The following is a 9,155-nucleotide window of genomic DNA, read 5'->3' as shown; positions in this document are numbered from 1 at the left end:
TATAAACTGCCAAACAAAAAGTGCAATAAATGACAAACGAAAGGTGCAAAAATATTTAATATTAAATAGTATAGTTTGCGGTTAATACTTCGATTTTTTCTTTATATTTATCTTTAGCACAAGCAGTAACACGCATTTTAAATTCTTTTGAACGCCAATTAAACCTATTTTGAAATTCTTTTAAAATATCACTTCTATAAGAACTAAGTAGAAACTTGCCTTTAATCTGTGATAAAGTTTCGAGCAATAACTTAAAGTCATCTATTGTATATCCATCATAATGTCCCATATTAGCATTATAGTAAGGTGGGTCGATGTAAAAGAACGCATGTTCAGTATCTCTTGATTTAATAACATAAATAGCATCTGCACATTCTAATTGAACATTTTGAAGTCTTATAGCATATTCCGTTGATAGAAGTGATTTTTTATTATTGAAAGCTTTTATGGTTTTATTATTTAATTTTTCATAACCCCATGAACCATCAAGTATTCCATTCATGCCTTGTGTAGATAATACCCACAATGCCCATGCACGTTTAATTTCTGAGAACATATCCGGATTATTATATATAACTGATGCCTTACGATGCAAATCACGACTGTATAGGCTTATATTTATTTCTTTTTCTAATGAAGTGAAATCGTTTTTTAACACTTGGTAAAAGTTCATTAATTCCCTGTTGGTATCATTTAATATCTCTATATCTGAAGGTTGTTTGGCAAAGAAAATAGCAGCGCCTCCTGCAAATGGTTCGCAATACACTTTGTGCTCGGGTATTAACGGTAAAATATTATTAACCATTTTTTGTTTACCCCCATAATAAGTAACAGGAGTTCTAAGATTTAATTTTTCACTCATAGCAATTAGATTTAGTATAATGTTGCCATGCAATGAATATTCCAATTTATAAAAAAAATGTTAGATATTTATATGTTTAACCTAAATAACGAAATGATATACCATCTAATGATATACTTTGTATTTGTTCATTATTAGTTAAATTATGGGTTAATATAATTGTACCATTAGTAGCAATTATTATTCTTGCAATTATTTCTTGTCCTAATACGTCAAGTCCGACAACATTATAGTCGTGAATATATAATGGTCTGTAATTATTAGGCAATATGAATATATTACTTCCGGCATTTATTGTTTTATTGGCTGTACCGGATAGATATACTCTACTTGTTAAATCTTTGTAAAAACGTACAGGCAGCCCATTATGCGATGACCAACCGGGATAAAATGCTTGAGATGATACGAGTGTAAGTGGTTCTACTTTATCAATTAATTTCTGTGATGTATAATCATTGATATAATCTAATAATGACTTAGCACCTATCATAGGTAAATATGATGATGGAGGAATTCCGTAGGCAACAAATGCCCAGCGTTGTTCCCAAGAAGCAACTGTTTGTCCGTTGGCAAGAACCTTATAACCATCAGAATAATAATCATTATCTATAATCCAATAATATGTTTGTCCTTGCACATTGTATTTATTAACATTTTGTGCCGGTGCGTATAATAGTTCCCCATTTAAGGATATAATACCTTCATTTATTTGGTAGGTAGTTTGAGTTTCCGTTACCTGACAACCTTTAATGATGCAACTTATGTTTGATGGTAAATTGAAGGCTTGTAATAATTGTTTAAATGTTTCACGATAAACATTATCGAGATATTTAATATCATCTAAATAAATTGGCATACCGCCATTATAATATAAGAATCTGTCCATAATTAGTATGTTTGAATTTGATATTTTTTACCTGCTATTTTATAATAATCAATATAGTATTTCATTAATGATATATTGATGACTAAAGACGAAGGAATGTAAACGATAAAATCATTGATCGATTGATATTCGCTTTGAAAATTTAAGTAAGTTGCTATATTTTCTGTTTTTCTGAAGAGGTAAACAGGTGCTTTATTTTCTATTTTGTTGTAAAAATATGGATAATATATGTTGGCTGTATTAACAATATAAATGCGACGCAGTTGATTATCGAATAAATCATTTAATAAGTGTTGTAGTAATATAGTTTGACTATTAAATTGGCTAAAATAAAAATTATGATTACGAATTTGCTTAAGTTCGTTAATTAACTGAAGGATAACTCGAAAAGGTACTAATATAAAATCAATATTTTTACCTGTACGTAATATAGGCGGCAACAATAATTTTACAATTCTATTTATATCTATGCTATACATATGGTACGTAACTGATAGATTGATTTAACGGATATTGTGGTTCTATGATAATATAACCTGCGTCGGTTTGATATTCATCAATTATTGATTGATATGGCAAATTACCGTATGTTGCCGATAAATCTATTAATATAAGATCTACCACGCCTTGGGCTTTTTGAATAAAATCAATAAGTGTATTTTTTAGCACTTTGCCGTCAAAAGTTAATGATTTTAAGTAGGTATTTATGGCATTCTCTACTGGTTTGATAGACGGATTACTAAGTAATTCGCCATTGCCATTCAAAACTTGGGGGTTATACTTAATTGTAACCTGTAGTTTTAGTTTATCGGGTTGTGTAGATGTAATCACACTATTAGTCCCGGCAAATTTAATTTGTTCAACGTAATTGACAAGTGCATTATATTCATTTAAATTCAATGGTGCGGGCATATCATTCACTTCCTTTGCCACTTTAATGCGAACCTGATTACCTACTTGACTTATGCTGCAATATTTCACTATTCGAGCATTATTATCTATTTGAGTGTATTGATATTTATTATCTATCCAGGTTAAATTATATCCGTATTGGAACTTAAATATCTCATTTCGTAGCCATTGGATGGTCCCTGGAACTTTGCTATTCATAATTGTTTCGATCTCGTTTTTATGATGATCGAATAATGTATCAATAACATGAAATCCGTATGCAAAAATCCATAAGAATAATCGCCATACAGCAACTTTATTATTGGAAGATAAATCGTTTAATAACTGTTGATTCGTATCGCTAATTGGCGTTAATCCATTAAGCGATGAAAATTGCTGTTTTTCAGCAATTAATAAATCATAAAAGTATTGTGTACTTCGAGCCATAACTAACTAATTAATATGATAGTATGTTCTTCATTGGGATATTTAGTCGGATCTTTTACATCGATTTCGGCATTATTCAAATCCAATGCTTTTAATCGAAGTGATTCTAAGGTTACTGTTTCACGTTCATTGTTGTATATTTGATAATTGAAATAATAATCGTTCAAATTATGCGGCAGTTGTGTAGTATATCCATATAAACAAGTTCCATAAGGCTCTTGTGAAGATAATGAAGATGCATTTATTGTAAGTTCATATGAGTTTTCTATATGATTTAATGCTAATAATTCGTAATTTTTAGATTTATAATTAATATATTTATTAGACCTAAAACGAATTTCATTATCATCACTAACTTTTATAATACAACCATTTAATTTATTGGTTGAATATATCATATTATAACCGGTATATTGGAGAATGATGCCATCAATTGTATTGGAATTAATAGATTCATTAACCGTTATAATAGTTGTACCGCTTTGATATAATAAATTATTAATAATATAGAAGCCGTTATTATCGGAAGATTCTTTAACCTGTATAAAACCAAATTCGAACGATACTGTTCCTGCTATGGTAAATTGCATTTTTTCTTTATTAACAACTATAATATTATGTAAATTAGGAAATGAATATAAATTTGAATATGAAGATTCTGTTAAGGCTTCTTTTATTCGCCATTTTAATGATTGATATTCATTATATATACTAACTTCACTATACTTGTTGGTTGAGCTTTTAACAACAACTTTCTCTCCATTTTTAAAATTTTCTATATCTCCTATTTCAATGATGTAGTTATTAGAAAAGTCAATAACATTAACTTCACAAACAAGATTTAATATGCTTATATATTTTTTTTGCAATATGGGTAATAATATGCCGGTACTGATATCTGTTGCAGTATTAATTGATAAAATATAAGCATCGCAATTAACCTGATATACATTATTATTATAAATAACTTTTTGATTTTTGAAGTAAATACCCGGTTGCCAATTAACCATATTTTGTTTATTGCAAATAACTTCTTGCCACCAGGTAGTTTTAGTTGGTATGTTACCTATGTTATTATTGAGCTTTGAGTAATAAGCTTTGCCTTTATATCTTACCACATCGTATTGATTGTAATTAATATCATTTTGCCATTGATTTAATAAGTAAATGGCAGGCACTTCGGTAATATAATCCCACCTGTCGAGATTAAAAGGTCCTGAAATATTATTTTCGATACATATGTATATGCAACCGTTATATATGCAGGTATCGTTTGTGTTGTAAATTCGTTCTGAATTATATAATGTCAACCCGAAATTTTCAAAAGCATCATCCATGTGGTTGAAGAAACTATCAATCAGGTCGTGGAAGTCGGCCTGTGTTGGTCTGCTTCCAGTCATAAATCTGTTTTTTAAATATAATCTATCTCTTTGCATAGTTAATCAATTATAAAGGTTGAATAATCGGTGTCAATAGTTGCGTTGCCAAGCGTATATAAGTATATTTCGCCGGTGGCAATGGTTTTATTATTAAAATATTCGGTCGTTTTATTTTTTTGAGGTGTTACTTCTAATTTTAGATTGGGCATTAATGGTGTATTATAAGTTATTTTGTTAGCATATAGAATATCATAAACAGCATCGGCATTACCATAGTATTGTAATGCTATGTCGAATATATTTTGTTCTATTTGTGCTGTTATCTTCATTTAATAGTCATTTGATTTAATGGTCCTTCGATATTTACTTCATTTAATCCATTATCTTCAAGTTGAATTTTAATCTCACGATATAATTTTGCTTTAAGTGTTGCATTCATAGGGCTATTTAAATTTTTAAAAATACCTATGCCTGTTAATGGATATTGTTTAAAATCGCCCTGGTTGCTTAATAATAATAGGGATATGTGTTGCTGCGATCCATCGTCAATTACGAAGTCCCCGTTACGTATCAATATCTCGTTATTATTGTCTAATATGATATCTTTGTTAGCCATGCAATACTTTTGTGTTTTCTAATTCATTTACAGTTGTATTATGTATGGGCAGCTGAGTATTTGGAATAAGCATACCTGTTGTAGATCCTTGCGGATGTGTATGATTATGCATTTTATAGTCGTTTAAAAGTTCATTAAAAGCGTTTTCAATAGCATTTAATCGCTGGACAAGTTCGTTTATTTTAATAAGTCCGCCATATTGGTTACCATTGAGTTTTATAGTGTCGGAGATTTCGAGAGTAATACTCTCAGTATTTTTGATTAATATTTTTTGTATATCACTATATGCTACGATAAACGAATGCACGGGGTTATTGTTGATAATACCTACCAATACATAACTTTCTAATTCAGGTATAATAACAAATCCTTCATTATTACTTATAATTGAACGCAATTGAACATCGTATCGAGTAGGATCTCCTTGTATAGATATAGTACAGGTGGCATTACTCTCATCGATATCAGCAACTTTGCCGGCAACTACCTGTACCGGTATATTGCTCATTACAATATGACGTATAAGTTCTGCGAGGTTCATGCTTTTGGTCCCAGTTTAATAGTTTGACTCATTCCATTTATTCCCATTTCGTAACTTACAGCATCGACCCAGTATTTACCTGCTTTATCTGTTTCATCATAATCGATTAGTTCAACAATATCACCGTGATGCACAAATGGCTCAAAAAATGCAGTAAAATTGCCATGATAACCATCGTATTTAAGTTTATCCATTTCACGATGAGCAATTTCCTTGAGTTCGTTCATAGATAAATTATAATAATTCAATGTGCGTTGTTCCCCGTCGACATCACCGCATTCGTATTCCAATTTACTGCCATTAGGGATATTGCTTATTGCCGTTACTTTAATTCGAATATCATCTTTGCGTTTATATTCGAGGTTATGACTTTTAATATTACGTTGAAATGCAAATTTATGTTTTTGTGCCGTTTCTTTATCGTACGGTAAACCTACAACTAATACATCGTTTCGAAAGAATGATTTTAGCCCGTATTGATCGCTCAGTGATTTAAGTATTTGAGCCTTACTTGCTTTATTTATCTGATAAGTACCAAGTTTTGTGTTTAAGCATTTAGTTTTATAATCTTTGAAATATTTATTCAGGACATTCTGTACGGTAGCATTGCGTATGGTATCGGTTATGGTGTTTTGTTTAAGCTTCCAGCTTTCATCTTCGCATTTAATCTCAATGGGCACTTTTGGTAATATGCCTATTACATAACCTTTAAATACAACATTAGCCGGGAAATCGTATCCGGCTGATATTTCAACTCTATCACCTACTTTTATTTCGTTACGTAATTGGTTGTAATTTATTTTAATGTTTTTTGGAAGCAGAATAGTTGCCGTATCGGTTAAATTTTGCCATGACGATTCGACCGATACTTTATGTACCCATGTAAATATATACCTACCTATGGTTATATGTATGAACGGATTAAACATCATCGTTAATTTTTAGTTCAACCGGCTTGTCCGATAAAGCGTTAAATTCATATATAATGCAATTGATATGTGGGTTATAGGGCAGTTTAAAATCCGTTATTACAATGCTATATATTTCTGCATCATTGAGCCATTGATTGGCAACATTTATTGGCTTATTCAGTTGCATGAATTTGAGCAATTGCTGATACTGTTCTTTTGGATATCCGTATTGTTTTTGTGCTAAAATACCTCGAACGGATATTTGCCAATCGCCATTGCTAATATATTCTTTAATTGTGCCATCTAATCCCTGTACTGCGGTTGTAACAATATTTTTTGTACGTGTCAAATCAACAATAGCATTTTCGAGCAGTAATTCGCCTATGTCGTCGTGTTGTAATAAAAGTGGCAACCACAGAGGAATACCTTCGAAAAAACTGCTTTTGCCATAATCGTGTGCTTCGATGCCTACGATAAGTTCTGTTGCTTTACGAATAGATTGGCTATAATCTAACTCAGATTTAGCCTGCATGGCTTTATTAATAGCAACTGCTGCCTGAGGAATATATCCACGTATTCCGATAATACTTAATAATTCTGGTATGGTATAATTTCTACTCATGATATAGCTATTTCGGTATCACGAATGGCAGCAATGAGGGCTTCTTCTACCATTGACTTAATATTAGCAGGTATATCATTTGCATTTTGTACGTTAACAATCAATTGGCGAACAAGATTTTCAATTCTTATATTATTATTACGTACCGTTCCTGATGCACTGCCTCCATTCACTTCGCTTATTTTTCCGGTTATAGGATTGGTTATTGATGATGATTTATGATTAAGATTGTTAACATCTTCTCTTTTATTGAGTATTAATAATTGTTTAGATTTTATTTCTTGTAAGGTTTTTAATTTTTCAGTGTTTTCTTTATATTTCTCGAGCGCTGTTATAGGCATTCCGGTTACATATTCTACAAGTTTTTTTAGTTTTTGCCATAGTGTCTCAAAAAAATCGCCTATCTTTTTTAATCCTGCTTCGAATTTTGGCCATAATACTTTAACAAGATATATTAATGGTTCTATGGCTTTCATAATAAATTTACCTACCCATGTGTCTTTAAACCAATTTATCAAATCTCGCCATTTGTCTTTAAGAATAACGAATAACCCAATAAGTGCACCTACTGCTGTTATAATTATACCTATTGGATTGGCATTCATAGCCACATTTAAAGCCCATTGTGCTGCAGTAACAATACCTGTCCAGGTTGCTTGCAACCCTTTTAATGCAATATCTTTAACCCATAATGCACTCTCTTTAATTAAATTGCCAATGGTAATGTAGGTTTGTTTATTAAATAATATTTTCATTTTAATTAGCAAATTGAACAAAGGAAGTAAACCCGATAGAGTTTTTCCTAATCCGGCAAATACTTCAATAGCCGGCAATACGGGTCCTGTCATTTCCACTATACTTATCTTAACATCATCAACCCAAGCCTTAACTACAGCCATTTGATGAGCATATGTTTTATTACGTATTTCTGCCTGTTCTAATGCTACATTGGTGCCTGTTACTTTTTTAGTCATTTCGTCAACTGCTTGTGCGTTTTGGATAAGATATTGCACGGCAGCCATATTTTCCACGACGAATGCTTTTGATAAGAATGTTACATCATTTAGCTTAGGTTTAAGTTCTTCAAGTGCTTGCGATAGTGTTATTTTACTAAAGTCAAAACCCAAACTGGTTTGCATTTTAAGTATAATATTACGCATAGCTGTACCTGCCTCACTACCAACCGTTGCGTTTTGCGATAATACTTCAGTAGCGCCTGCCAGCGCTTCTAACGGTAATTTAGCTGCTGCTGCAACGGCACCTGCTTTTTGAAATGCATCGGCAAGCTGGGGTACTTCGGCAGCACCATATTTACTACCGGCAGCTAAAACATTAATAACACGACTTGCGTCAGCAGCTTCTAAACCAAACTGATTTATAGCTGATGCCATTGCATTGGCTGCAGTTGGTAAATCCATACCAGTTGCCTGAGCAAGCACAATGGTTTGTTTTTGTAGTTCCTTTAATCCATCTATTCCAATTTTATCGACACTTATTTGCGAGGCCAGCAATTTAAATGCTTCGGCAGCTTGCGAGGCACCAAGACCGCTACTCCTTCCAACTTCTTTTGATACTTTACTCAATTCTTCCAGATCTTTGCCCGCAATACCTGTTATTGCACTTAAATCGGCTATTTGGGCATTAAAATCAATAGCCGGCTTGTTTAATTCTGAGATAGATTCCGCAACATGATTTATTTGTTCGATTACAGCATTAAGACTTAAACGACCAATTGAATTTTTAATGGAATTAAATGAACCTACTGTATTTTTTTCTAATACTTGTACACTGTTTTTAATTTCTATGAATTCAGCCTGCAATGTATTTAATTGCTGAAAAATCGTTTGATTAATATTAATATTGATATTTGCCGAATCCATTTTTTAATTTATTTTTGCATTATGAAATTAAAAGTAAAGCATTTTGTTTTTATCATTTCATTTGTACTGTTAAGTTCATTGTTTATAGGAGCTTCATTACATTTTGCATCTAATATTTTT

The 9,155-nt window shown here is 31.6% G+C and carries 11 protein-coding genes; all 11 read right to left on the bottom strand.

What is annotated here, in order from left to right; genetic code table 11:
* Positions 1-61: 61 nt before the first annotated feature.
* The 11 genes from HPY79_11905 to HPY79_11855 all read right to left on the bottom strand — a co-directional run bounded on the left by HPY79_11905 (position 62) and on the right by HPY79_11855 (position 9,035).
* On the bottom strand, positions 62-862 hold the full coding sequence (locus HPY79_11905; protein NSW46509.1) for a DNA adenine methylase: 801 nt from the start codon (positions 860-862) through the stop codon (positions 62-64).
* Positions 863-938: 76 nt separating this feature from the next.
* The gene (locus HPY79_11900; GenBank protein ID NSW46508.1) at positions 939-1,748 is read right to left on the bottom strand and encodes a hypothetical protein; all 810 of its coding nucleotides are present in this window, start codon (positions 1,746-1,748) and stop codon (positions 939-941) included.
* A gap of 2 nt (positions 1,749-1,750) precedes the next feature.
* Positions 1,751-2,227 (bottom strand): hypothetical protein, encoded by a 477-nt coding sequence (locus HPY79_11895; protein ID NSW46507.1) that lies wholly within the window; start codon positions 2,225-2,227, stop codon positions 1,751-1,753.
* Positions 2,220-3,086, bottom strand: a complete 867-nt coding sequence (locus HPY79_11890; protein NSW46506.1) for a hypothetical protein — start codon at positions 3,084-3,086, stop codon at positions 2,220-2,222. The genes HPY79_11895 and HPY79_11890 overlap by 8 nt, the downstream gene beginning before the upstream one ends.
* A 2-nt stretch (positions 3,087-3,088) precedes the next feature.
* Positions 3,089-4,486 carry a hypothetical protein gene (locus HPY79_11885; protein NSW46505.1) on the bottom strand — a complete coding sequence of 466 codons (1,398 nt, stop codon included), beginning with the start codon at positions 4,484-4,486 and terminating at the stop codon, positions 3,089-3,091.
* 38 nt (positions 4,487-4,524) lie between these two features.
* Entirely contained in the window at positions 4,525-4,794 is a 270-nt protein-coding gene (locus tag HPY79_11880; GenBank protein ID NSW46504.1) for a hypothetical protein, read from the bottom strand.
* Positions 4,791-5,081 carry a hypothetical protein gene (locus HPY79_11875; GenBank protein ID NSW46503.1) on the bottom strand — a complete coding sequence of 97 codons (291 nt, stop codon included), beginning with the start codon at positions 5,079-5,081 and terminating at the stop codon, positions 4,791-4,793. The genes HPY79_11880 and HPY79_11875 overlap by 4 nt, the downstream gene beginning before the upstream one ends.
* Complete coding sequence (locus tag HPY79_11870) at positions 5,074-5,622, bottom strand: hypothetical protein (protein NSW46502.1); 549 nt, start codon at positions 5,620-5,622, stop codon at positions 5,074-5,076. Before HPY79_11870 ends, HPY79_11875 begins: the two co-directional genes overlap by 8 nt.
* A complete protein-coding gene (locus tag HPY79_11865; GenBank protein ID NSW46501.1) occupies positions 5,619-6,551 on the bottom strand; it encodes a hypothetical protein in 933 nt (310 codons plus the stop codon). Before HPY79_11865 ends, HPY79_11870 begins: the two co-directional genes overlap by 4 nt.
* Positions 6,544-7,155, bottom strand: coding sequence for a hypothetical protein (locus HPY79_11860; GenBank protein ID NSW46500.1), 612 nt, complete (start codon positions 7,153-7,155; stop codon positions 6,544-6,546). Before HPY79_11860 ends, HPY79_11865 begins: the two co-directional genes overlap by 8 nt.
* Positions 7,152-9,035 carry a phage tail tape measure protein gene (locus tag HPY79_11855; protein ID NSW46499.1) on the bottom strand — a complete coding sequence of 628 codons (1,884 nt, stop codon included), beginning with the start codon at positions 9,033-9,035 and terminating at the stop codon, positions 7,152-7,154. The genes HPY79_11860 and HPY79_11855 overlap by 4 nt, the downstream gene beginning before the upstream one ends.
* Positions 9,036-9,155 lie beyond the last annotated feature (120 nt).

Source organism: Bacteroidales bacterium (genome assembly GCA_013314715.1).
GTDB lineage: Bacteria > Bacteroidota > Bacteroidia > Bacteroidales > GWA2-32-17 > Ch61.
This window is presented reverse-complemented; position numbering and strand designations above follow the sequence as displayed.

Excerpts from the sequence above, each read along its gene's own strand:
- HPY79_11905 (NSW46509.1), bottom strand. The coding sequence starts at position 862 with ATGAGTGAAAAATTAAATCTTAGAACTCCTGTTACTTATTATGGGGGT.
- HPY79_11900 (NSW46508.1), bottom strand. The coding sequence starts at position 1,748 with ATGGACAGATTCTTATATTATAATGGCGGTATGCCAATTTATTTAGAT.
- HPY79_11895 (NSW46507.1), bottom strand. The coding sequence starts at position 2,227 with ATGTATAGCATAGATATAAATAGAATTGTAAAATTATTGTTGCCGCCT.
- HPY79_11890 (NSW46506.1), bottom strand. The coding sequence starts at position 3,086 with ATGGCTCGAAGTACACAATACTTTTATGATTTATTAATTGCTGAAAAA.
- HPY79_11885 (NSW46505.1), bottom strand. The coding sequence starts at position 4,486 with ATGACTGGAAGCAGACCAACACAGGCCGACTTCCACGACCTGATTGAT.
- HPY79_11880 (NSW46504.1), bottom strand. The coding sequence starts at position 4,794 with ATGAAGATAACAGCACAAATAGAACAAAATATATTCGACATAGCATTA.
- HPY79_11875 (NSW46503.1), bottom strand. The coding sequence starts at position 5,081 with ATGGCTAACAAAGATATCATATTAGACAATAATAACGAGATATTGATA.
- HPY79_11870 (NSW46502.1), bottom strand. The coding sequence starts at position 5,622 with ATGAACCTCGCAGAACTTATACGTCATATTGTAATGAGCAATATACCG.
- HPY79_11865 (NSW46501.1), bottom strand. The coding sequence starts at position 6,551 with ATGTTTAATCCGTTCATACATATAACCATAGGTAGGTATATATTTACA.
- HPY79_11860 (NSW46500.1), bottom strand. The coding sequence starts at position 7,155 with ATGAGTAGAAATTATACCATACCAGAATTATTAAGTATTATCGGAATA.
- HPY79_11855 (NSW46499.1), bottom strand. The coding sequence starts at position 9,035 with ATGGATTCGGCAAATATCAATATTAATATTAATCAAACGATTTTTCAG.